Annotated in this window: 21 protein-coding genes and 1 tRNA gene; 11 read left to right on the forward strand and 11 right to left on the reverse strand. The window is 62.2% G+C overall.

The window, feature by feature from the left end; translation table 11 throughout:
* Nucleotides 1-8: 8 nt before the first annotated feature.
* Nucleotides 9-2,075: a methyl-accepting chemotaxis protein gene (locus ABE528_RS13305; RefSeq protein ID WP_346653209.1), complete on the reverse strand. Its 2,067-nt coding sequence runs from the start codon at nt 2,073-2,075 to the stop codon at nt 9-11.
* A gap of 66 nt (nt 2,076-2,141) precedes the next feature.
* Nucleotides 2,142-3,494, reverse strand: a complete 1,353-nt coding sequence (locus ABE528_RS13310) for an APC family permease (protein WP_152954051.1) — start codon at nt 3,492-3,494, stop codon at nt 2,142-2,144.
* Between the two features lie 467 nt (nt 3,495-3,961).
* On the opposite strand from ABE528_RS13310, the gene ABE528_RS13315 reads away from it, so the two are divergent.
* Nucleotides 3,962-5,470 (forward strand): YdgA family protein, encoded by a 1,509-nt coding sequence (locus ABE528_RS13315; protein WP_152954050.1) that lies wholly within the window; start codon nt 3,962-3,964, stop codon nt 5,468-5,470.
* 273 nt (nt 5,471-5,743) lie between these two features.
* Nucleotides 5,744-6,802, forward strand: a complete 1,059-nt coding sequence (gene nadA, locus ABE528_RS13320) for a quinolinate synthase NadA (RefSeq protein WP_016711984.1) — start codon at nt 5,744-5,746, stop codon at nt 6,800-6,802.
* 32 nt (nt 6,803-6,834) lie between these two features.
* On the opposite strand, the gene ABE528_RS13325 is transcribed toward nadA, so the two are convergent.
* Nucleotides 6,835-8,271, reverse strand: a complete 1,437-nt coding sequence (locus ABE528_RS13325; protein ID WP_346653210.1) for a M48 family metalloprotease — start codon at nt 8,269-8,271, stop codon at nt 6,835-6,837.
* A gap of 117 nt (nt 8,272-8,388) precedes the next feature.
* Between ABE528_RS13325 and ABE528_RS13330 the strand changes: the two genes are divergently transcribed.
* Together ABE528_RS13330 and ABE528_RS13335 are read left to right on the forward strand one after the other, a co-directional pair.
* On the forward strand, nt 8,389-8,628 hold the full coding sequence (locus ABE528_RS13330; protein ID WP_152954048.1) for a sulfurtransferase TusA family protein: 240 nt from the start codon (nt 8,389-8,391) through the stop codon (nt 8,626-8,628).
* 19 nt (nt 8,629-8,647) lie between these two features.
* Nucleotides 8,648-9,718: an AI-2E family transporter gene (locus tag ABE528_RS13335; RefSeq protein WP_152954047.1), complete on the forward strand. Its 1,071-nt coding sequence runs from the start codon at nt 8,648-8,650 to the stop codon at nt 9,716-9,718.
* 35 nt (nt 9,719-9,753) lie between these two features.
* Here the strand turns inward: ABE528_RS13335 and ABE528_RS13340 are convergent, their stop codons facing one another.
* Both ABE528_RS13340 and ABE528_RS13345 read right to left on the reverse strand, forming a co-directional pair.
* Nucleotides 9,754-10,227 carry a peroxiredoxin gene (locus ABE528_RS13340; protein WP_152954046.1) on the reverse strand — a complete coding sequence of 158 codons (474 nt, stop codon included), beginning with the start codon at nt 10,225-10,227 and terminating at the stop codon, nt 9,754-9,756.
* A gap of 11 nt (nt 10,228-10,238) precedes the next feature.
* Entirely contained in the window at nt 10,239-10,802 is a 564-nt protein-coding gene (locus tag ABE528_RS13345) for a glycine cleavage system protein R (RefSeq protein ID WP_060510219.1), read from the reverse strand.
* Between the two features lie 260 nt (nt 10,803-11,062).
* Between ABE528_RS13345 and dapA the strand changes: the two genes are divergently transcribed.
* The 5 genes from dapA (at nt 11,063) to ABE528_RS13370 (ending at nt 14,764) form a co-directional block, all read left to right on the forward strand.
* Entirely contained in the window at nt 11,063-11,950 is an 888-nt protein-coding gene (dapA, locus tag ABE528_RS13350) for a 4-hydroxy-tetrahydrodipicolinate synthase (protein ID WP_346653211.1), read from the forward strand.
* A 15-nt stretch (nt 11,951-11,965) separates the two neighbouring features.
* Nucleotides 11,966-13,084: an outer membrane protein assembly factor BamC gene (gene bamC / locus ABE528_RS13355; protein WP_152954044.1), complete on the forward strand. Its 1,119-nt coding sequence runs from the start codon at nt 11,966-11,968 to the stop codon at nt 13,082-13,084.
* On the forward strand, nt 13,085-13,843 hold the full coding sequence (locus ABE528_RS13360; RefSeq protein WP_346653212.1) for an MBL fold metallo-hydrolase: 759 nt from the start codon (nt 13,085-13,087) through the stop codon (nt 13,841-13,843). It abuts the gene before it with no gap.
* Between the two features lie 29 nt (nt 13,844-13,872).
* A complete protein-coding gene (gene purC, locus ABE528_RS13365) occupies nt 13,873-14,583 on the forward strand; it encodes a phosphoribosylaminoimidazolesuccinocarboxamide synthase (protein ID WP_003254733.1) in 711 nt (236 codons plus the stop codon).
* Nucleotides 14,584-14,674: 91 nt separating this feature from the next.
* Nucleotides 14,675-14,764 (forward strand) — tRNA-Ser (locus tag ABE528_RS13370).
* 71 nt (nt 14,765-14,835) lie between these two features.
* On the opposite strand, the gene ABE528_RS13375 is transcribed toward ABE528_RS13370, so the two are convergent.
* The 5 genes from ABE528_RS13375 to ABE528_RS13395 form a co-directional block, all read right to left on the reverse strand.
* Nucleotides 14,836-16,479, reverse strand: coding sequence for a hypothetical protein (locus ABE528_RS13375; RefSeq protein WP_346653213.1), 1,644 nt, complete (start codon nt 16,477-16,479; stop codon nt 14,836-14,838).
* A gap of 565 nt (nt 16,480-17,044) precedes the next feature.
* Nucleotides 17,045-17,386, reverse strand: a complete 342-nt coding sequence (locus ABE528_RS13380; protein WP_346653280.1) for an addiction module antidote protein — start codon at nt 17,384-17,386, stop codon at nt 17,045-17,047.
* A 23-nt stretch (nt 17,387-17,409) separates the two neighbouring features.
* Entirely contained in the window at nt 17,410-17,859 is a 450-nt protein-coding gene (locus ABE528_RS13385; RefSeq protein WP_346653214.1) for a DUF2846 domain-containing protein, read from the reverse strand.
* 126 nt (nt 17,860-17,985) lie between these two features.
* A complete protein-coding gene (locus ABE528_RS13390) occupies nt 17,986-18,603 on the reverse strand; it encodes a LysE family transporter (RefSeq protein WP_346653215.1) in 618 nt (205 codons plus the stop codon).
* An 88-nt stretch (nt 18,604-18,691) separates the two neighbouring features.
* Nucleotides 18,692-19,057 (reverse strand): hypothetical protein, encoded by a 366-nt coding sequence (locus ABE528_RS13395; RefSeq protein ID WP_346653216.1) that lies wholly within the window; start codon nt 19,055-19,057, stop codon nt 18,692-18,694.
* Between the two features lie 260 nt (nt 19,058-19,317).
* On the opposite strand from ABE528_RS13395, the gene ABE528_RS13400 reads away from it, so the two are divergent.
* Nucleotides 19,318-19,509 (forward strand): DUF4223 family protein, encoded by a 192-nt coding sequence (locus ABE528_RS13400; protein WP_027918621.1) that lies wholly within the window; start codon nt 19,318-19,320, stop codon nt 19,507-19,509.
* Between the two features lie 339 nt (nt 19,510-19,848).
* Entirely contained in the window at nt 19,849-21,486 is a 1,638-nt protein-coding gene (mqo, locus tag ABE528_RS13405; protein ID WP_152954030.1) for a malate dehydrogenase (quinone), read from the forward strand.
* Nucleotides 21,487-21,535: 49 nt separating this feature from the next.
* On the opposite strand, the gene ABE528_RS13410 is transcribed toward mqo, so the two are convergent.
* A complete protein-coding gene (locus ABE528_RS13410; protein WP_346653217.1) occupies nt 21,536-21,979 on the reverse strand; it encodes a hypothetical protein in 444 nt (147 codons plus the stop codon).
* Between the last annotated feature and the right edge of the window lie 26 nt (nt 21,980-22,005).

A 22,005-nucleotide genomic window follows, 5' to 3' on the forward strand; every position in this document is an offset into this window, starting at 1 on the left:
CTTACAGGCTAGACGCGAAACTGTTCCATCAATGCCTGCTGTTGGTTGGCCAGTCGATTGAGTGCCTGGCTGATGCGTGCCGATTCATCGGCCTGGCCCGACAGCGACTCGGTCACGTCGCGAATCCCGGCCACGTTGCGGTTCACCTCCTCGGCCACCGCGCTCTGCTCCTCGGCCGCCGAGGCAATCTGCAGGTTCATGTCGCTGATCACCGCCACAGCCTCGCCGATGCGCTCCAGCGCGGGTAGCGCCTGCTCCATGCGCGTGGCGCTGGCCTGGGCCTGGCGCTGGCCTTCATGCATGGCACCGACTACGTCCTGGGTGCCTTGCTGCAGCCCTTCGATCACTTGGCGAATCTCTTCCACCGACACCTGGGTGCGCTGGGCCAGGCTGCGCACTTCGTCGGCGACCACGGCGAAACCACGCCCGGCTTCGCCTGCGCGTGCGGCTTCGATGGCGGCGTTGAGGGCCAGCAGGTTGGTCTGCTCGGCAATTGCGCGGATTACCTCGAGCACCGAGCCGATCTGCTCGCTGCGCTGCTCCAGCGCACGGGCCTCGTCCATGGCGGTGTCCATGCCGGTTGCCAGCTGGTCGATGGTCTGGCGGGTGCTGGCGATCAGTTGCAAGCCCTCGCGGCTGGCCTGATCGGCGCCGCGTGCGGCCTGGGCCGCCTGGGCGGCGTTGTGGGCGACATCCTGGGCGGTGGCGCTCATTTCGTTGGCGGCGGTGGCGACCTGTTCGATTTCCCGTTGCTGTTGCTGCATGCCATTGCTGGTCTGGCTGGCGATGGCAGCAGACTGGTCGGCGGTACCGCGGGCTTCGAGCAGCGAGCCTTTGACCTGGGCGATCACCGGCTGCAGCTTGTCGAGGAAGCGGTTGAACCAGCCTGTCAGCTGGCCCAGTTCGTCCTGGCGAGCGTAGTCCAGGCGACGGGTCAGGTCGCCTTCGCCGCTGGCGATGTCTTCCAGGCGGGCAGCCACGGCGAGGATTGGCCGGGTAACACCGCGGGCGGTCAGCCAGACCAACAGCAGGCCAATGATTGCAGCGCCCAGGCCGATCAGCAGGCTGGTCAGGTTGGCGCTCTGGTTGTGGCTGTCCAGGCGCTGGTTGAGGGCCAGGGCTGGCGCTTGCAACACCGCCTCAGGCAACTCCAGTTGCACCTGCCAGGGGCTGGCGTCAGGAATCGGCGCAAACGGCCGTGTCACGCGCAGCAGGCCCCGCTCCACTTCCTTGTCCAGCGCCTGGCCCAGCTGGCTGGCGTCACGGCTATGCCCGGCGAGCAGGCCGGCAGCGCTGACGATGCTGACCTGGCCCTGGCCATCGAAGAGCTCCTGGCGGCCATCCAGGCTCAGTTGCTGGAGGTTATCCAGGCCGATATCCAGGCCGACCACGCCCACGACCTTGCCGTTTTCCAGCAGGGGCAGGGCGATGCTGGTCATTAGCACCTGGTGGCCATTGACTTCGTCGAGGTAAGGCTCGAGTGCACAGGCCCTGGCGGTTTGCTGTGGGCAGGTCAGCCAACGGTTCTTGGCCTGGCCATTGGTGCCGGGGCTGTTGTCGCCCAGCATCGACTCGGGCATCGCTTCCAGCTCCAGGGTGCCCGGCCGGGGTTGTGACCAGTACAGCGAGAAACGCCCGCTGTCGTTGCTGCCGCGGGTCTCCTGGCCAATGAACTGATTGTCCTGGTGGTCCAGCGCATTGGGCTGGAACACCAGGTACAGGCCGATCACGTCCGGGTTGCCGGCCAGGCTGGCGTAGGCCTGGCGGGTCAGTTCGGCGCGCAGGTCACTGCCACCCTTGGCCTTGAGCACCTGTACCAGGCGGGCGAAGCCGTTGCCGTACTGGTAGGCGTCCATGAAGTAGCGCTGGATGCGCAACGCCTGGGTCTCGGCGTGGGCCTGCAGGCGCAGGCGCGCGCTGTGTTCGAGCATTTCGCTGCTGGCCTGGTTGACCAGCACCGCGCTACGCCGCGACTGGGTCAGTGAGCTGGCGACCAGCAAGGCGACGATGGCCAACAGGCACAGGCCGGTGAGCAGGGTGATCTTCCACTGGATGGAGAGGCGACGTAGCGGCATGAGGGCTTTCCTTATCGTTCAACAACAACGCCCGCGTTCAGGCGCGGGCGTTGTCGGTGGCAGGTGTCATTCAGCGACGTAGTTCGGTGGCGCGACCCGGAAGGCCTTGGTCAGCCAGGCCAGATGCAGCAGCCCTGCCAGTGCCCAGAGGCCGCCGAAGATCAACGAATGCTCGTTGAGGTCGAGCCAGAGCTTGGCGATGATGCAGAAGCCGAGGGTCGGCAGAACCAGGTACTTCATCTTGTTGGCAAGCCCTTGGCGATTACCCTCGCGCAGGTAGCAGTGGATGATCACCGACAGGTTGACGAAGCTGAACGCTACCAGCGCGCCGAAATTGATGATCGAGGTGGCGGTGACCAGGTCGAAGAATATTGCCGAGAGCGCGATCACGCCGACCACGGCAATGTTCACGATTGGGGTCTTGTAGCGTGAGTGCAGACGGGCGAACACGCCGCTCGGGATCACGTTGTCGCGGCCCATCACGTACAGCAGGCGCGACACGCTGGTCTGCGAAGCCAGCCCCGAGGCGATGGTATTGATCACCGTGCAGGCGATGAAGATCGACTGGAACAGCTTGCCACCCACATACAGGGCGATTTCCGGCAGTGCTGCTTCCGGGTCGTGGAAGCGTGCATTGGTCGGGAAGTACGCCTGCATGAAGTACGACACCAGAATGAACACCGCGCCGCCGATCAGGGCAGTGAGGAAGATCGCACGCGGGATGGTCTTGCCCGGATCCTTGGTTTCCTCGGACAGGCAGGTGACCGCATCGAAGCCCAGGAACGAGAAGCACAGGATGGTTGCGCCGGCAGCCAGCGCGCTGAGCTGTGTCTGCGAGTCGGCGAACGGTATCAGGCTCCAGGTGGTCCCCAGCCCTTCGCCTTGGTCCAGGCCGCGTACGCAGAGGTAGATGAACACCGACATGATCATCAGCTGCACAACCACGAACAGCAGGTTGAAATGTGCGACCAGGTTGATGCTGCGCATGTTGATCAGGCTGATCAGGGTGACGAAGCCAGCCACCCACATCCACGCTGGCACCTCAGGGAACATGGCCGAGAGGTAGAGCTTGGCCAGCAGTGCGTTGACCATCGGCAGCAAGAGGTAGTCAAGCAGCGAAGACCAACCTACCAGGAAGCCCACGTGCGGGTTGATGGCACGTTGGGTGTAGGTGTAGGCAGAGCCAGACTGCGGGAAGCGGCGTACCAGCGTGCCGTAACTCACCGCGGTGAACAGGACGCCGGCCAGGGCCAGCAGGTAGGCGCTGGGGACGTGTCCCGAAGTAATGCCGGACACGATGCCAAAAGTGTCGAACACGGTCATGGGCGTGAGGTACGCCAGACCGATGATGACCACGTGCCAGAGGCGCAGGGATTTACGGAATTGGCCGTTGCCGGTGGCGTTGTGGTCATGCTGCATGCTGGTGTGGCTCCATGTTGTTCACCTTTTTTGTTTGGAGCAGAGATAGGCGCGTGCTAGGCGCCGGCGTCAGGCTGGCAGTGCCTTGGCGAGGAGGTTGAAGCGTGCGGGCAGGGGCATCCGAGCATCATGACGGCGCGACTTTTTCTTCTTCGTGGATCGGGCGCTGGGCGAGGTGGTGAAAATAAAAAACGATTGGTAGGGAGGCGTCAAGTTAAACATGACAAGATGTTGCGAATTTGAAATATTTATCGAGTAAACGGCCTGAATGTTCGGTTTTTGCGCGTTTTTTTGCGGTTTCGATCGACTTGGATGTTCGTAAAAATTAACGATTGTCGGACATTTCCCAAATCCACCCTTTCTGCCTTGGCGTAGTCACCTGGCTGTCGCGGCGGTGATATCCTTTTGCACCCCTTGCGGCCGATTGGCTGCGAACCCGCCCATATGGACATCGATCGGTTCTATTCATGAAGAAATCAGTAGGTATCCTTTCCGGCCTGGCCATCGCCATCGCCGTCGTGACCACCGCTGGCGCCTGGTACACCGGCAAGCAACTGCCTGGGGAGCTGGAAAACGCGGTCAGCCGCAGCAACCAACAGCTCAAGCAGGCGCTGGTCAACTATGGCGGCAGCATGACTGTCGAGCTGGTGTCCCTTGATCAGCATCTGTTCAGCAGCACTGCGCAGTACCGGCTCAAGGCCAAGGACATCAACCTCGGCCATGGCGAAGTGCTGAGTTTCGACCTGGGCATGACCGACCAGATCGAACACGGCCCATTCCCTTGGTCGCGGGTCAAGGCGCTGCAACTGATGCCGGTGCTGGCCGCCAGCAACAGCAGCTTGCAGAAGGATGACCTGACAGCGCCGTGGTTCGCTGCGGCAGGCGAGCAGTCGCCGGTCCGCGCGCATACCAGCCTGGGCTTCTCGGGCAACGTCGACAGCATCATCACCGTGGCGCCACTCAAGCGCACCGAGGCCAATGGCAGCAGCCTGGACTTCTCGGGCATGTCGCTGGAGGTCAGCGGTGATCAGGAAGGCAAGGCGTCGAAGTTCCATGGCAGCGCGGACCGCTTCGAGATGACGCTGGTTGGCGAGGACCACGCGCCGGCCACCCTCGAACTCTCTGGCCTGAAGGTCGGCGGCAATCTCGCGGCCAGCAAGCATGATGCCGTGTACGTCGGCAATGTCGACATGCTGTTGGCAGAGGCCAAGGCGACCTTGGGTGACAAGCAGCAGGTCCTGGTGCTCAAGGGGCTGGAACAGAATGTCCTGCAGACCCTGGACGGTCCGGACACCGTGGCGGGGCGCGTGGATTATCGGGTGGCGGATATCACCTGGGATGGCCGTGCGGTCGGCAATGCGCAGATGGGGGTGAGCATCAAGTCGCTCAATGCTCCGGCCTTGCAGTCGTTGTCGAAGTGGTACCAGGCCCACCTGCCGGAGTTCGAAGCGGCTCAGGCTGCCGGCCAGCCGGTGCCGGAAATCCAGATGGATGAGGCGGAAAAGGCCCGGTTCCACGGTGACCTGCAACAATTGCTGGCCTCCAAGCCCAGGTTGGCGATCGAGAACCTGGCGTTCCGCACCGCCAATGGCGAGAGCCGCTTCGACCTGTCGATGGACTTTTCCAACCCGACCTCGTTCGACCTGCCGCCTGACCAGCTGAGCAAGCAGCTGATCACCGAGGTGAAGAGCAAACTGACGTTGTCCAAGCCGATGATCGGCGACCTGGCGACCTTGCAGGCGCTGCTGGAAGGGCAGACCGATGCCCAGGCGATTGCCATGCAGTCTGGCCAGGCCGGGGAGATGGTCGGCATGATGGCGCTGCAGAGTGGTATGGCTACCGTGCAGGGCAATGATGTGGTGTCGAGCCTTCACTATGCCGATGGCATGGTCGACTTCAACGGCAAGAAGATGACCGTCGAAGCGTTCGCCATGCTGCTGGCGGCGCATTTTGCCGCCATGCAGCCGCAAGGCTGACATTCAGTCTGTACCAGGTTCACAGGTAAGGCACTGCCCTCAGCTGCAGTGCTGACCCTGTGTAGCGGCTTTAGCCGCGAAGAGGCAGGTACTGGCGCCACAAAAACCACTTTAGAATTCCCTTGATTGTCTGTAGCCTTCGGCGTCCGATAATAATCCGCGCCCGCAGAGGGCCGAGACGGCGCACCTGCCGTCCGGCACCCTTAGCCGATCTGCCAGGGCCGGGTGATACACTCGATTTGACGCGCACGCGCGCCTGCAGGTCCAGCGATCATGACCCAGATTTCCGAACGCCTGTTGGTTCAGGCCCACCTTGACGCCAAGCAGCCCAACCCGCTGACCGCCGAGCAGGAGGCCGAATACCGTGCGGCTATCGCTGCCGAGCTGAAAGCGCAGAATGCCGTGCTGGTAGCCCACTATTACTGCGACCCGGTTATTCAGGCGCTGGCCGAAGAGACCGGCGGCTGCGTGTCCGATTCGCTGGAAATGGCCCGCTTCGGCAAGAACCACCCGGCCGAGACGGTGATTGTCGCCGGCGTGCGCTTCATGGGCGAAACCGCCAAGATCCTCACCCCGGAAAAACGCGTGCTGATGCCGACCCTGGAGGCCACCTGCTCGCTCGACCTGGGCTGCCCGGTCGAAGAGTTCTCGGCCTTCTGCGACCAACACCCTGAGCGTACCGTGGTGGTGTATGCCAACACCTCCGCTGCGGTGAAGGCGCGGGCTGACTGGGTGGTGACCTCTAGCTGCGCGCTGGAGATTGTCGAAAGCCTGATGGACAACGGTGAGACCATCATCTGGGGCCCGGACCAGCATCTGGGCCGGTACATCCAGAAGCAGACCGGTGCCGACATGCTGCTGTGGGACGGTGCCTGCATCGTTCACGAAGAGTTCAAGTCACGCCAGCTGGCCGACATGAAGGCGCTGTACCCGGATGCCGCCATCCTGGTGCACCCGGAGTCGCCGGAAGCGGTGATCGAGCTGGCTGACGCGGTGGGTTCCACCAGCCAGCTGATCAAGGCGGCGCAGACCCTGCCGAACAAGACCTTCATCGTCGCCACCGACCGCGGCATCTTCTACAAGATGCAGCAGCTGTGCCCGGACAAGGAATTCGTTGAAGCGCCGACTGCCGGTAACGGCGCGGCGTGCCGCAGCTGCGCGCACTGCCCGTGGATGGCGATGAATACCCTGGAGCGGGTGCTGCATTGCCTGCGTAACGGGGGCGATGAAATCTTCGTCGACCCGGCACTGGTGCCGAAGGCGATCAAGCCATTGAACCGGATGCTCGACTTTACCCAGGCGGCTCGCCTGAAGCTTTCTGGTAACGCCTGAGATAGCGGGGGCCGCAAAGCGGCCCCAAAGTCTTAGCGGCCCATCATCTCCTGAACCATGCGCTTCTGCTCTATGATCTCGCGCTGGCGCTGGTCGATCTGCGAAGCCAGCGGGAAGTTGCTGCCTGCGCGGCGCTTGGCGTAGTCCAGCTGCTGTACCGCCTGGTCGAAATCCCCGACCAGCGTGAAGTATTCGGCGCGCGCACGGTGCAGGCCGATGGTGTTGCCCGACAAGCCGCGCACTTCCGCCATGTCGTACCACACATCCGGGTCATCCGGCCGGCTCTTGAGCAGGTCGTTCAGCACCTTCTCGGCCTCGGCCGGCTTGTTCTGCTTGACCAGCAAGTCAGCACGCACCTGTTTCAGCGGATAGTTGCCCGGGTACAGCCCCTGCATGCGCTCGGCACGCTGCTGCGCGTCGGCCAGGCGGTTGTTGGTGATGTCCAGGTCGATCTGCGCCAGGTTGTAGGTAATGTCGTTAGGTGCCTTGGCCAGCAGCGGCTTGAGGGTTTCCCGCGCTTCATTGAGCTGGCCACCCTTGATCTGCGCCAGGCCCAGGCCATAGCGCGCAGCGTCCAGTTTCGGGTCTTCGTCGAGCTGGGCGCGGAAGCGCTTGGCTGCTAGGCCTGGGGTGCCCTCGTAAGTGAGTGCCACGCGGGCGCGAATCAGCTGGTAGCGCTGGCTGTCTTCGACGCCACCCTTGGGCGCCTGTTCGGCGCGGTTGCGGGTGTCGGCGATACGCGACTCGGTGACCGGGTGAGTCAGCAGGAATTCTGGCGGCTTGGCATCGAAGCGGTATTGGCGCGCCAGACGTTCGAACATGGTCGGCATGTTGCGCGGGTCGTAACCGGCCCTTTCCAGGTTCTGGATGCCAACGCGGTCTGCTTCCTGTTCGTTCTGTCGCGAAAAGCGCCGTTGTTCCTGGATCGCCGCAGCCTGGGTGCCGGCGATCATGCCGATGCCGGCATCGCCTGCGCCGCCTGCCGCCAGCACGATGCCGGCCAAAAGCGCGGCCATCATCGGCAACTGCATGCGCTGCTGGGCCTCGACGCCACGGGCGAAATGGCGTTGCGACAAGTGCGCCAGTTCGTGCGCCAGTACCGAGGCGTACTCGCCTTCGGTCTGGGCATTGAGGAACAGGCCGCCATTGACGCCGACGATGCCGCCAGGTGCGGCAAAGGCGTTCAGCTCGCGGCTGTCGATGAGGATGAACTCCAGGCGCCGGTCCTGCAGCTGGCTGGTTTCAGCCAGGCGGTAGACGGTGGTTTCGACGTAATCCTTGAGCTGCGGGTCGTTGAGTTGGTTGACCTGGCCGCGCAGCAGGCTCAGCCACGCGCGGCCGAGGTCGTGCTCCTGCTTGGGTGAAACGATCGCGGAACTGGCGTCGCCCAGTGACGGCAGGTCGTCGGCGTGGCCGGGAAGGGCCATCATGCAGGCCAGCGCCAGCAGGGTAGGGCGCAGTAGATTCATGCAGAAGCTCGCGTCGAAGAAAAGCCTTACTGTAGCCGGGTCGCGCAGAGCCGACCAGTGGCGGTATGCTACCGAGCTTTTCCCGATACTACTCGCCCTGCCCTGGAGACGCGCCCGATGAGTGACACCCTGACCTGCGACGCCGAACTCGACGCCAGCGGGCTGAACTGCCCACTGCCGCTGCTCAAGGCGAAGATGGAGCTCAACCGCCTGGCCAGCGGGGCGGTACTGAAAATCATCGCTACCGATGCAGGTTCCCAGCGCGACTTCCGCACTTTCGCCCAGCTTGCCGGTCATACCCTGCTGCAAGAAACGGCCGAGGCCGGTACCTACACCTACTGGCTCCGCAAGGCCTGAGCCAACCCAAGGATCGTCAATGTTCAAAGTGCTTCGCGACTGGATAGAGCGCTACTTCTCCGATGAGGAAGCGGTGGTGCTGGCGGTCCTGCTGTTCCTTGCCTTCACCGCGGTGCTCACCCTCGGAGGCATGCTCGCGCCGGTGCTGGCGGGCATGGTCCTGGCGTTCCTGATGCAGGGCCTGGTCAACGCCCTGGAGCGCATACGCGTGCCGACCCGGTTCGCGGTGATGCTGGTGTTCGCCCTGTTCATGGGGGCGCTGGCGGTGTTCATGCTGGTGCTGGTGCCGCTGCTCTGGCATCAGCTGATCACCTTGTTCAACGAATTGCCGGGGATGCTTGGCAAGTGGCAGTCGCTGTTGTTGCTGCTGCCTGAGCGCTATCCGCACCTGGTGTCGGACGAGCAGGTGTTGCGTGCGATCGAGTCGGTGCGCGGTGAAATCGGCAAGTTCGGCCAATGGGCGCTGACCTTCTCGCTGTCGAGCCTGCCGCTGCTGGTCAACGCGATGATCTACCTGGTGCTGGTGCCGATCCTGGTGTTCTTTTTCCTCAAGGACCGCGAGCTGATCGGGCGCTGGGTCAGTGGTTACCTGCCGCGGCAGCGCACCTTGCTGAACCGGGTGGGTAGCGAGATGAACCGGCAGATCGCCAACTACATTCGCGGCAAGGGCATCGAAATCCTGATCTGCGGGATTGCCACCTACATCGCCTTCATCAGCCTGGGGCTCAATTACGCCGCGCTGCTGGCGCTGCTGGTAGGGTTGTCGGTGGTGGTGCCGTATGTGGGCGCGGTGGTGGTGACCGTGCCGGTGACGTTGATCGCGCTGTTCCAGTGGGGCTGGGGCGACCAGTTCATCTACCTGATGACGGTGTATGCGATCATCCAGGGCCTGGATGGCAACGTGCTGGTGCCGCTGCTGTTCTCCGAGGCGGTGAGTTTGCACCCGGTGGCGATCATCTGCGCGGTGCTGCTGTTTGGCGGGTTGTGGGGGTTCTGGGGAATCTTCTTTGCAATCCCGCTGGCGACCTTGATCAAGGCCGTGCTGGATGCCTGGCCGCGGCAGGAGCCGAGCGTTTCACCGATGCTGTGAATGCAATTGGGGCCGCAAAGCGGCCCCCGTCAATCTCAGGCCTTGTTCAGGGCCTGGGCAGCTGCCAGCACGGCATCCACATGCCCGGGCACCTTCACCCCACGCCATTCCTGGCGCAGCACACCGTCCTTGTCGATCAGGAAGGTGCTGCGGTCGACGCCCATGTATTCCTTGCCATACAGCTTCTTCAGCTTGATCACGTCGAACAGTTGGCACAGGGCCTCGTCCTTGTCGCTGATCAGCTCGAACGGGAAAGCTTGCTTGGCCTTGAAGTTCTCATGCGACTTGATGCCATCGCGCGACACACCGAACACCACGGTGTTGGCGGCGGCAAAGGCATCGTGCTGGTCGCGGAAACCCTGGCCTTCGGTGGTGCAGCCCGGGGTGCTGTCCTTCGGGTAGAAGTACACCACCACCTGCTGGCCCTTGAGCTCGGCCAGGCTGACGGTCTGGCCGCTGGTGGCCTGGGCCTGGAAGTCGGCGACGGGTTGGTCGAGTGCTACTGCCATGGTCGGTTTCCTTACATGGGGTTCTGAGGACGCCACGGCTCGATCAGTGCATCGAGGTTCAGGGCATCGGCGAAGTCCAGGAACTGGTCGCGCAGCCAGCTGATCTGGGTGCCGGCCGGCAGGATCACGGTGAACTGGGCGTTGAGCATGCTGCTGCCGGTCTGCGGCGCCAGATAGGTGTCGCAGGTCATGGCTTCGAGCTCGACGCGGTGGTCGAGGAAGAACTGGCACAGCTCGTTGATGATGTCCGGGCGATAGGCGGCGCTGACGTAGGCCACATAGGGCAGGGCCTGTGGGCGCACTTCCTGGTCGGCGCTGCGCACCACGTCGAGGGTCAGGCCGTGTTTCTTGCCCAGGCCCGGCAGCATGGCTTCGAGGCGCGCCAGGGCGTCCCAGCTGCCGCCTACCTGCAGTACCAGGGCGCTGGTCTCGCCGTGGCGGCTCAGGCGCGAGGTGACCACCGCGCAGCGGTTTTCGAAGGCGGCGCGGCTGAGCACGTTGGCCAGCTCCATGGGGTTGGGGCCCAGGGCGCTGATGACAAGGAATTGTTCGCGGACGGAGGTGGGGGTGGACATGCAGCATTCCTAAAGCGATGAGCGGTCGGTGCAGGACGGGCGAAAGCCTCCTGTCGGCAGGGCCCGGGGCTCGCATGCGAGGACGTGGACGCTGGCCGGGGAGCAAGGTCGACGGCCCGGCGGGCCGCGCTGCACCGATCAAAGGATCAAGGGTAGCGAAATAAGGCGCCGAGGGGAATGCTCCGCCCGCCTGCTTCGCTTGTGCAAGGCCGATGCCCCCAGTACCATTACCGCTCTCTTTTTCCGGCAGGAGCAGTTACATGATTGCGGGCAGTATGGTGGCGTTGGTCACACCCATGGATGCACAAGGGCGTCTGGACTGGGTCAGCCTCGACAAACTTGTAGACTTCCACCTGGAAAACGGCACCCACGCGATCGTCGCTGTCGGCACCACCGGTGAGTCGGCCACGCTGGATGTCGAAGAACACATCCTGGTCATCAAGCATGTGGTCGAGCGCGTCAAGCGCAGCAACAAGCCGATCCCGGTGATCGCCGGCACCGGTGCGAACTCCACCACCGAAGCCGTGCACCTGACCCAGAACGCCAAGAATGCTGGCGCCGACGCCTGCCTGCTGGTTGTGCCGTACTACAACAAGCCAACCCAGGAAGGCTTGTACCAGCACTTCAAGCACATTGCCGAAGCCGTCGACATTCCGCAGATCCTCTACAACGTGCCGGGTCGCACTTCCTGCGACATGCAGGCCGAGACCGTGATCCGCCTGTCGAGCGTGCCGAACATCATCGGCATCAAGGAAGCCACCGGCGACCTGGTCCGTGCCAAGGCCATCCTCGATGGCGTCAGCAAGGACTTCATCGTCCTGTCCGGCGATGACCCGACCGCCGTCGAGCTGATCCTGATGGGCGGCAAGGGCAACATCTCGGTCACCGCCAACGTCGCCCCGCGCGAAATGGCCGACCTGTGCGAGGCCGCCCTTGAGGGCAATGCCGAGAAGGCCCGCGCTATCAACGAAAAACTCATGCCGCTGCACAAAGACCTGTTCTGCGAAGCCAACCCGATCCCTGTGAAGTGGGCGCTGGTGGAAATGGGCCTGATGCACAAAGGCATTCGCCTGCCGCTGACCTGGCTGAGCGAAGGTTGCCACGAAAAAGTCCGTACTGCCTTGCGCCAGTCCGGCGTACTGGTTTAAGAGGAAGTACACCGCATGAAGCGACTGGCTGGTCTTTCCGCACTCGCCCTGATTATTTCCAGCACCAGTGGGTGTGGCTGGCTGTGGGGCGAGGATGGCTATTTCCGCGACCGCGGCAGCGATTACCTGCAGGCGCACCCGACTGCGCCGATGCAGCTGCCGCCAGACGCCGGCAAGGCCAAGCGCCTTGACCCGTTGCTGCCGATCCCGCGCAACGTCGCCGACGATAGTGCCACTGGCGAATTCGAAGTGCCTCGCCCGCAACCGCTGACCGCTGGCGCCGAAGCCAGCGATTACACCTTGCAGCGCAGCGGCAGCAGCCGCTGGGTACTGGCCCAGCATTCACCGGCCGAAGTGTGGCCGGTGGCGCACCAGTTCTTCGAGGACAACGGCTTCCGCATCGCTGAAGAGCGCCCGCAGACCGGTGAGTTCAACACCACCTGGCAGCGCTTCGACGAGCTGTCGGCATCGCTCGGCCAGCGTCTGTCGAGCACTGCCAGCAGTGGCGACAGCGAAGTGCGTGTACGTGTGCGCATCGAACCCGGCGTGCAGCGCAACACCTCCGAAGTGTACATCGTCAGCGTCGAGCGCCCGGCCGGCAGCACCGCCGACACCGCGTTCCCGTCCACCTCGGCCAACACCGGTGCCGACGCACTGCTGGTCGACGAAATGCTTGCCAGCATGAGCCGCAGCGCCGAGAAAGGCGGTTCGGTATCGCTGCTGGCTGCACGTGACTTCGACGCCCCAAGCCGTGTCAGCCTGAGCGAAGACGGCAGCGGCAACCCGGTGCTGTTCCTCGGCTCGGACCTGGACCGTGCCTGGTCCGGCGTGGGCCGTGCCCTGGAGCAGGGCGGCCAGTGGCGTGTCGAGGACATCAATCGCAGCCTGGGCCTGTACTACATCAACCTGTCGGAAAAGCCTGACGACAAGCAGAACGAGCCTGGCTTCTTCAGCCGTATGTTCGGCAGCGCACCGTCCAAGGAAGAGCGTGAAGCCCGTGCCGAGCGTTATCAGGTACGCCTGAGCAAAGTTGGCGAGAGCGTGCAGGTTACCGTCGAGAAGAACATCAACACCGTGGCCCCGGCCGATGTCGCCCGCCGCGTGCTGAGCGCCATTCAGGACCACCTGGGCTAAGTGCGCTTCGCGGTACTCGGAAGCGGCAGCCAGGGAAATGGCACGCTGATCGCCAGTGGTGACACGTTCATCCTGGTCGATTGCGGTTTTTCCCTGCGTGAAACCGAGCGGCGCCTGGCGCTGCTCGGGGTCTCGGCGGCGCAACTGAGCGCCGTGCTGGTAACCCACGAACATGCCGACCACGTGCATGGGGTGGGCTTGCTGTCGCGGCGCTACAATGTACCGGTCTACCTCAGCCAAGGCACATTGCGCGGCATGCGCAAGCCGGTGGAGGTGGCCGGTTTTCTCGCTTGTGGCGAGCGGCTGCAGATCGGTGGCCTGGAAGTGAGCCCGGCGCGGGTCGAGCACGATGCCTACGAGCCGCTGCAGTACGTGTTCAGTGACGGCCGTCGGCGTTTTGGCATGCTCACCGACCTGGGTTCGTACGATGCGCTGCTGCTCGAGCGCTACCAGGGCCTGGATGCACTGCTGATCGAAGCCAACCACTGCCGCGACCTGCTCGCGCGCGGTCACTACCCGGCCTTCCTGAAGCAGCGGGTGGGTGGCATGCAAGGACATTTGAACAATCACCAGGCCGCACGCCTGGTGCAAGAGTTGGGCTGGAACAACCTGCAGCACCTGGTGCTGGCCCACCTCAGCAGCAAGAACAACCTGCCACACTTGGCCCGCCAGTGCTTCGTCGACACCCTTGGGTGCGACCCGGACTGGCTCCAGGTGGCGAATCAGGAACACGGGCTCGACTGGCGCGAAATCGCCTAGCCCAACACCTCAGCAAGCGGAGCCCAATCATGGAAAAACGCGAAGAACTCTACCGCGGCAAGGCCAAATCGGTTTACAAGACCGACGACGCCGACCGCTTGATCCTGCTGTTCCGTAACGACACTTCGGCGTTCGACGGCAAGCGCATCGAACAGCTCGACCGTAAAGGCATGGTGAACAACAAGTTCAACGCCTTCATCATGCAGAAGCTCGAAGAAGCCGGCGTGCCGACTCAATTCGACAAGCTGCTGGGCGACAACGAGTGCCTGGTGAAGAAGCTGGACATGATCCCGGTCGAGTGCGTGGTGCGCAACTACGCCGCCGGCAGCCTGGTCAAGCGCCTGGGCGTGGAGGAGGGCATCAAGCTGGAGCCGTCCACCTTCGAGCTGTTCCTGAAGAACGACGAGAAGGGTGACCCGTTCATCAACGAGTCCCACGTTGTCGCCTTCGGCTGGGGCACCGCCGAGCAGCTGGTCGAAATGAAGAAGCTGTCGCTGAAGGTCAACGAAGTGCTGAGCAAGCTGTTCGATGACGCCGGCCTGCTGCTGGTCGACTTCAAGCTGGAGTTCGGTGTCTTCCACGGCCAGATCGTCCTGGGTGACGAGTTCAGCCCGGACGGCTGCCGCCTGTGGGACAAAGAAACCCGCAAGAAGATGGACAAGGACCGCTTCCGCCAGGGTCTGGGCGACGTGATCGAAGCCTACGAAGAAGTTGCCAAGCGCCTGGGCGTGCCGCTGTAAGCTGCGCGTTCACGCAAGCGCCTGATACCACGCGATTTTTTTTGAAAAAAGATTTGCGTTTCAAGAAAACGCTGGTATGATGCGCGGCATTGGAGAGATGCCGGAGTGGTCGAACGGGACGGATTCGAAATCCGTTGTACTGGCAACAGTACCTAGGGTTCAAATCCCTATCTCTCCGCCATACAAGATCAAGCCCCGCAGATTAACGTCTGCGGGGCTTTTTCGTTTCTAGCGTTTTATCTGCGTTTCAACTCACCAAGGCGTTGGTTCCAGCGCGCCAACCCCGGTCGGGGTGGTGCTGCCTTCGCCGTTGCGCAGGAACGCCAGGTGCCAGAAATCATTGGGCACAATCTCGTCCCCTGGCTTGACGTTTTCCGGGAAGATGAACTCGAACACCGGGGCCACGTACTGCCCGGCAGTCAGGCCGTTGGCGACGGTCAGGCGGCCGGCGTTTTGCAGGCAGCTATCGACCCCGGGTTGCGGGAGGGTGTTGGTGGGTACGCACAGTGAGCGAGCGACCACCCGCAAGGTACGGGTTGGCTGGCTGAGCAGGCCGGTCGGTGCCTTGGACGCACGCAACCGTGCGCGTTGTGGCTGTGGGCCAACGTTTTGCGTGGTGATTCCGCCTGAAGCGCCGGCACAGGTAGCCGCCAGCACGCTGGCAGGGTCGCATTCCCCGGTCATTTCAAACGGCGTGATCCAGCGGTTGCGTTGCACGCCGGTGGCAGGGTCGACATCGATCAGGTAGATGTCCACCGGGGTCTTGACGTCGGTGGTCTCGGCTTCGAGGAAGATGCGGTCCTGGGTTTCCTGAGCTGCACCGTTGACTGCGACCGCGGCCGGGTCAGCGGTGCCGACGCCGAATTCGCCAATGGCCAGATAGCTGGGCTGCGAGCCCGGCTGGGTGTAGATGCCGAGGTTGGCCTCGATGGTGTGGGCGGAAATGAAGTCCGGCACACCGGCGGTGGTCGATTTGAACAGCGTGCCGGAGTAGCTGATGAAGTCGCCGACTTCAAAGGGTACTTGTTGCGTCGGGTCCGGGTCGGTAGCGGTCCGGGTCGGGTCACTGAAGCGCTTCATGACGAACTGGCTGCAATACAACTGGCCTGCCTTCGGGGGTGTCAATTCACCTGACGCAGGCAACGCCACGCCAGCCTGGGCAAAGTTGCGGCAGTTGTTGGTGGTGGTCGGTGTCACCACTTTAGGCCGGTTTTTCTGTGGGCAGAGCGGGTCGTCACCGGTACGCGGCACGCACATCGGGTAACCCGTGGCCGCGTGAATGGTCGGGTTGGCGTCATCCACCGAGAAGCGCGCGTCGGGGCTCTGGGCCCGACCGAAACGCCCGCTGGGGTCGTTGATCTGCAAGACGGTCGGTTGCGGCGAGTTGGTACTGGTTACTTCTATGTTCCCGGTGGTCTGGTCAATCCTGCTGATATAACCACTGCCGACCTGGGCCGATTGCTGGGAGACAAAGATCAACCCGGCAATTTGTTTACCCGCGACGGTGTTGCCGACAACATGCACTTCAAATGAAGGGTAAGTGGCCGGTAGTTGTTTAAGGCCCAGCGGGCCGCCGTGTACGAAGTCCGCCCAGGTAAGTGTATTGGCGGGCATCTGGATGACCGAGTTGCAGGGCACAGTAATGGTTGTGCCGTTGACGACGACCGTACCGCCCAAACGGTCCGGGCTACTGGTATTCGGGCAGTTGCTGTTGCTGCTGTCGACGGTCATGTCCTGAATGAACCCGGTGATGTCGAAGCCGTGAATGGCCAAGGGATCGACAAAGATCGGGTCAGGTAGCGTAGGCGTAGTGAAGGGGGATGGCGTCCCCTTGACTGGCTTGTCAGTCCCACCCTTGGCCCAGGCGTCGCCAGGCCCGGCAATACTCAATGCCATGGCAGCGACTACAGCCCCGGCAAGCAGTGTGGGGCGGGCGAAGAGCGTGCTGAGCCGCGATTGGGTGGGCGCTACGGCTGAAGTTTTGACTCCTGCAGATATGCTCATAATGGTCTCCGAAATGCTGCCAGCCTCTTTGCAAGCATTCGACCTACCGACGGTCAGGCTCAAGTTGCACGGCTTGTGCAACAACTACGGAGCGATACGGATATCGAATAGACAGCTCGACCTGAAATACCGGAGTACGGAATTTCCGACGATCTCGAGTGGCGATGTTCTGGCCGGTTCCGGACATGCACGCAAGAGGCGTTCCTTGAGCCGTAATGGTCAAAGCACGTGTTGTGCCATAGCTGAATTGGTGTGCAGAGCCTCGAAAAACTGTTTCTAATTGTAAAAATGTTATTTGGATCTAAATTGTTTGTGAAAACGGCAACCCGGTTTTGGGGGGCTTAACGCCAGAATTGGGGAAGGTGTGGCCTGCAGGGTGATTCTCTTTGGTATTCAGGCGGACAGTGCGGGGGGGCATTGCTTTGGTGCTGCCAATCCAGATGGTCAGGCGCGTATTTCAAGTGGCAGGCATTTTCTCGAGCGGCTTTACGGTTAGCTCCACACCCAAAGCGAGCATCAGCTTCTGGACGGTGGCGAAGCGCGTCTTGTCGCCTCCTTTGAGCGCTTTATAAAGCGACTCGCGGTTCACCCCTGCATCCTGGGCAAACTGGTTAACGCCTCTGGCTTTTGCAACCTCTCCCAAGGCGTGCATCAGAATCTGCGCATCATTGGTTTTCATTGCTTCTGCCAAAAACGCTGCGATGGTTTCCGGGCTGTCAAGGAAACGGGATGCCTCGAAGCGTTTGGTTTTACTATCCTTCACGCAATAAAAAAGCCCCTGGGAACCATCAGTTTCCAGGGGCTGTTTTTCTGCTGCCTTGCTTACAGCGAGGTTGCCAGCGTGCACTTCTGCAGGTCGGCCTGGCCTTCGGCTTCCGGGACCACTTCCAGCTTCGCGCCACCGACGAACACGCCCACCTTGATCGACTGGCGCACGTAGTAGTTCTTGCCAGCTACGGCCATCAGGTCGATCACGTTGTCGCTGAACTCCGATTCGGTGCCGATCTGGTGGCTGCCCGGGGTGATCAGTTTGTGGAAGTACACTTTGTTCGCGGTTTCGCCAATCACCTTGCCGTCCACCGTGACCGACTTCTTCAGGCCTTTGCCGGCGAAGCTGTCGCGATAGATGTACAGCCCGGCCTGGTCGGCAGGCGGTGCGGCGAAGGTCTTGAGCGCGGCATCAGCTTCGGCCGACTCCATCGGTACGGATGCGCAACCAGTCATAACAGCAAAACCGGTGGCTACGGCGAGCATCTTCAAGCGGGTGAGCATGGACAGTCCTTTCGATGGGTTACATACGCAGATGAGAAGATTCCACTTCCCATTAATGGCATTGTGCCACATTCTGCGTATCCGAACCCTTGATTGTCCTTTGGATCAGCACATGAACGGCTGGTCTCAGCGCATCGCTGCCAGCTTGATGCCGAACCCGACCAGGCAAGCCCCGGCCAACCGCTCGAACATATTGGCAATCCGTAGGTTGGCGCGCATGCGCTCGGCCAGCAGATGCGTCAGCACCACGGCAATCAACCCATACAGGAAGGTCACCACTGCCACCGTCGCGGCGAGGAAGCCGAAGGTCACCAGCCCCTGGTGCTTCACCGGGTCGACGAACAGCGGGAAGAAGGCCATGTAGAACATGATCGCCTTGGGGTTGAGCAAGGTGATCATCATGGTCTGGCGCAGGTAGTGGCCGCTGTCCATGCGGCTGGCGCGGGGGGCGCCGCCGGGTTTGCTCAGCAGCATGCGCAGGCCCAGGTAGGCCAGGTAGGCGGCGCCGGCCCATTGCACCACGTGGAAGGCGGCGGGGTAGGCGGCCAGCAGGGTGGCGACGCCGGCGACGGCCAGCCACAACAGCACCTGGTCACCCAGGATCACCCCGCAGGTCGCTGCCATGCCCGCCTGGATGCCGCCCTTGCCGGTGGCGGTGATCAGTGCAAAGTTGCCCGGGCCGGGGATGGCCAGGACGATGATGAAGGCGATGACGAACGCGCCGTAGTCGGTGACGCCGAGCATGGGGGAACTCCTGTTGGGCAGTGCGAAGGCAGTCTCGTAGACTACAGCGCTTTGCACCTGCCCGTCAGGCCCACAGAGGCCGTTGAATTCAGCCGGCTTTCAGTTCCCGCAGATCAGTGACTTCGCGGGTCAGCTTGGACGACCATGGGCACCAATGGCCGCCCGGCAGGAACGCGCCGCCGGCTTCGTCGAGGTGATCCTCCACATACTGGGTGGTGGCGTCACATACTTCGATCGCCACTTCGAAGAAGTTGATGGTGTCCGGGTCCAGGTAGAAGCTCCAGCGCGGGTTGTAGGGTTGCTGGCGCTTGATCAGGCGGCCATGTACGTGGATCTGGTTCTTTTCGTCTCCGGACAGAATGCGCCGCGCCTGTTCGATGCGTTCCGGGTTGGTCAACTGGAAGATGAACTCTGGGGCGTTGTCGTGGGTGGTCAGTGCGAAATAGGCTTCCATGCAAAGCTCCTTGATGACTGAGTGAGTGCCGAAATGGCGTGTTGCGCATTCAGGTATAGAGGCGTGGCAGCTCAACGCAAACGCCCCGCGCTGAGGGGTTCACGTTTTCAGCACGCGGGTGGCCCGTCGATGTGAGGGAGTTCACGGGCACGGCGTATTTCGTCGATGGCTTTCTGCGACTTGGATCCAACGCCTGGGTTCTGTATCATCCCGCCGCCATCAGAAAGATGGCCGAAGATGAAGCATTTAAAGGACTTAGTATGAAAAAGCTGTTCAAGGCCACTGTCGCCGTTGCTGTCGTATCCGGCGTTGCCCTGCTGTCGGGCTGCACTGGCCAAGTCTACAACCAGCAGAAAAACTGCTCGTACGACTACCTGTTCCACCCTTCGGTTTCCATCTCCAAGGTCATCGGTGGCTGCGGCCCGATCGATAAACTGCCTCAGCAGCAGTAAGCCTGGTGATCCCCAGATCTCGCCGCTAGCGGCCTGATCCGAAGCCCCCGGTCATGCAGATGGCCGGGGGTTTTTGTTGGCTGAAGGGTTTCCGAAAAGCCTGACTCCCGCTGAGACAACCCGTCGCGTTGACCCCCGTCCGCCAATTTGTTTGTGCTGGCATTTCGGTTACAATCGGCGAAACGATTCAGCCCTGTCGGTCAATTCGACAAAAGCCTGAGTCGTTTTCTGGTTCTCTGGCTGCTGAACAATCATCAATAACAAACCTGCGCTGAAGAACATGGAACACTTTGGGCCAGCCACAGGCCCACCCTCCGTTCTACTGACTGGAATTGATCAATGTTCAAGAAAGCTGGCAAGACCTTGCTGGGTCTGGCTGTCGCTGCGAGCTTCATGCAAGCGCACGCCGCAGAAACCAAGAAAGTCGATGTGCTGCTGGTCGGCGGCGGCATCATGAGCTCCACCCTGGCCGTGTGGCTGCACGAGCTGGAGCCAAGCTGGTCGATGGAAATGGTCGAGCGCCTGGACGGCGTCGCCGAAGAAAGCTCCAACGGCTGGAACAACGCCGGTACTGGCCACTCTGCGCTGGCCGAGCTGAACTACACCCCGGAAGACAAAGACGGCAACGTCAACATCTCCAAGGCCATCGAAATCAACGAAGCCTTCCAGATCTCCCGCCAGTTCTGGTCGTGGCAGGTCCGCCAGGGCGTGCTGAAGAACCCGCACTCGTTCATCAACACCACCCCGCACATGAGCTTCGTCTGGGGCGATGACAACATCAAGTTCCTCAAGAAGCGTTACGACGCGCTGCAGGCCAGCCCGCTGTTCCGCCCGATGCAGTACTCCGAGGACCACGCCCAGATCGCCAAGTGGGTCCCGCTGATGATGGAAGGCCGTGACCCGAACCAGAAGCTGGCGGTCACCTGGACGCCCATCGGCACCGACGTCAACTTCGGCGAAATCACCCGCCAGTTCGTCGGCCACCTGCAGACCCAGAAAGGCTTCGACCTGAAGCTGTCCAGCGAAGTACAGGACATCACCCGCAACGAAGACGGCTCCTGGCACGTCGAGTACAAGAACCTCAAGGACGGTACCAAGTCGGCCACCGACGCCAAGTTCCTGTTCATCGGTGCCGGCGGCGGCGCGCTGAAGCTGCTGCAGAAGTCGGGCATTCCTGAAGCCAAGGAATACGCAGGCTTCCCGGTGGGCGGCTCGTTCCTGGTGACCGAGAACCCGACCGTGGCCATGCAGCACATGGCCAAGGCCTACGGCATCGCCTCGACCGGCGCGCCACCCATGTCGGTACCGCACCTGGACACCCGCGTGCTGGACGGCAAGCGCGTGATCCTGTTTGGCCCATTCGCCACCTTCTCGACCAAGTTCCTGAAGAACGGTTCGTACCTGGACCTGCTGAGCAGCACCACCACCCACAACGTGTGGCCGATGACCAAGGTCGGTATCGACCAGTACCCGCTGGTCGAGTACCTCGCTGGCCAGCTGATGCTGTCGGATGACGACCGCTTCGACGCGCTGCGCACCTACTTCCCGAACGCCAAGAAGGAAGACTGGAAACTGTGGCAGGCCGGTCAGCGCGTGCAGATCATCAAGCGTGACGCAGAGAAGGGCGGCGTGCTGAAGCTGGGCACCGAAGTGGTGGCTTCCCAGGACCGCACCATCGCCGGCCTGCTGGGCGCCTCGCCAGGTGCTTCGACGGCTGCGCCGATCATGCTGAACGTGCTGGAAACCGTGTTCAAGGAAAAGGTCGCCACCCCTGAGTGGCAGGCCAAGATCAAGGAAATCGTACCGAGCTACGGCACCAAGCTGAACGACTCGGCAGCGGCCACCCAGAAAGAGTGGAACTACACCGCTGAAGTGCTGCAGCTGGAGAAGCCACCGGTGATCGACGAAAGCGTCGGTACCACCGTTGCGCCGAGCAAACCGGTTGAAAGCAAGCCGGCAAACGACATGGCGCTCTGATCAGGCGATGTGGGTTCGAGAAAGCCACGGGTGACCCCCGTGGCTTTTTTCATGGGTGTTTTGGCAGGTCGCTGTCGACGGCAAGTTCCTGCAGCACCTCGGTCAGGTCGAGGTCCACCGCCAGCGCCAGGAAACTCACGTCCCCCTCGTCACTGACGGGAAACACCTTCGCCTCGGTGGCGGCCCTGAGCACTACCTGGTCGCCGTGGGTGACGTGCAGTTCCGTGCCATCGGGCATTTCCAGCTTCAAGCCTCCCGAGGTGGCGAACAGCAGCAGGTCGCTGCCCGGGCTCAAGTGTGCGGCCGCATGCAGATGGCGATATTCGGCGATCCAGCCATCGCGCAAAAACGTCTTGCTCAAGGCATAGGCCAGCGAGCATTCCAGCGACAGGTCAGCCATTTCATCGATCACCCGGTCACGTGGAACCTGGGGCATCAGGCGGGAAAATTCACTCAGGTTGGTCAGGGTGACTTTCCGGCGGGCAAGGCTCATAACGGTTTCCTTCTCAATTCCGGGCC

Source organism: Pseudomonas sp. TWI628, assembly GCF_039673865.1.
Classification (GTDB): Bacteria; Pseudomonadota; Gammaproteobacteria; order Pseudomonadales; family Pseudomonadaceae; genus Aquipseudomonas.

Coding starts and splice junctions, on each gene's coding strand:
- ABE528_RS13325 (WP_346653210.1), bottom strand. CDS start 8,271: ATGAATCTACTGCGCCCTACCCTGCTGGCGCTGGCCTGCATGATGGCC.
- nadA (WP_016711984.1), top strand. CDS start 5,744: ATGACCCAGATTTCCGAACGCCTGTTGGTTCAGGCCCACCTTGACGCC.
- mqo (WP_152954030.1), top strand. CDS start 19,849: ATGTTCAAGAAAGCTGGCAAGACCTTGCTGGGTCTGGCTGTCGCTGCG.
- ABE528_RS13385 (WP_346653214.1), bottom strand. CDS start 17,859: ATGCTCACCCGCTTGAAGATGCTCGCCGTAGCCACCGGTTTTGCTGTT.
- ABE528_RS13335 (WP_152954047.1), top strand. CDS start 8,648: ATGTTCAAAGTGCTTCGCGACTGGATAGAGCGCTACTTCTCCGATGAG.
- ABE528_RS13390 (WP_346653215.1), bottom strand. CDS start 18,603: ATGCTCGGCGTCACCGACTACGGCGCGTTCGTCATCGCCTTCATCATC.
- ABE528_RS13315 (WP_152954050.1), top strand. CDS start 3,962: ATGAAGAAATCAGTAGGTATCCTTTCCGGCCTGGCCATCGCCATCGCC.
- ABE528_RS13345 (WP_060510219.1), bottom strand. CDS start 10,802: ATGTCCACCCCCACCTCCGTCCGCGAACAATTCCTTGTCATCAGCGCC.
- ABE528_RS13330 (WP_152954048.1), top strand. CDS start 8,389: ATGAGTGACACCCTGACCTGCGACGCCGAACTCGACGCCAGCGGGCTG.
- ABE528_RS13340 (WP_152954046.1), bottom strand. CDS start 10,227: ATGGCAGTAGCACTCGACCAACCCGTCGCCGACTTCCAGGCCCAGGCC.
- ABE528_RS13410 (WP_346653217.1), bottom strand. CDS start 21,979: ATGAGCCTTGCCCGCCGGAAAGTCACCCTGACCAACCTGAGTGAATTT.
- purC (WP_003254733.1), top strand. CDS start 13,873: ATGGAAAAACGCGAAGAACTCTACCGCGGCAAGGCCAAATCGGTTTAC.
- ABE528_RS13395 (WP_346653216.1), bottom strand. CDS start 19,057: ATGGAAGCCTATTTCGCACTGACCACCCACGACAACGCCCCAGAGTTC.
- dapA (WP_346653211.1), top strand. CDS start 11,063: ATGATTGCGGGCAGTATGGTGGCGTTGGTCACACCCATGGATGCACAA.
- ABE528_RS13400 (WP_027918621.1), top strand. CDS start 19,318: ATGAAAAAGCTGTTCAAGGCCACTGTCGCCGTTGCTGTCGTATCCGGC.
- ABE528_RS13310 (WP_152954051.1), bottom strand. CDS start 3,494: ATGCAGCATGACCACAACGCCACCGGCAACGGCCAATTCCGTAAATCC.
- ABE528_RS13305 (WP_346653209.1), bottom strand. CDS start 2,075: ATGCCGCTACGTCGCCTCTCCATCCAGTGGAAGATCACCCTGCTCACC.
- ABE528_RS13375 (WP_346653213.1), bottom strand. CDS start 16,479: ATGGCATTGAGTATTGCCGGGCCTGGCGACGCCTGGGCCAAGGGTGGG.
- bamC (WP_152954044.1), top strand. CDS start 11,966: ATGAAGCGACTGGCTGGTCTTTCCGCACTCGCCCTGATTATTTCCAGC.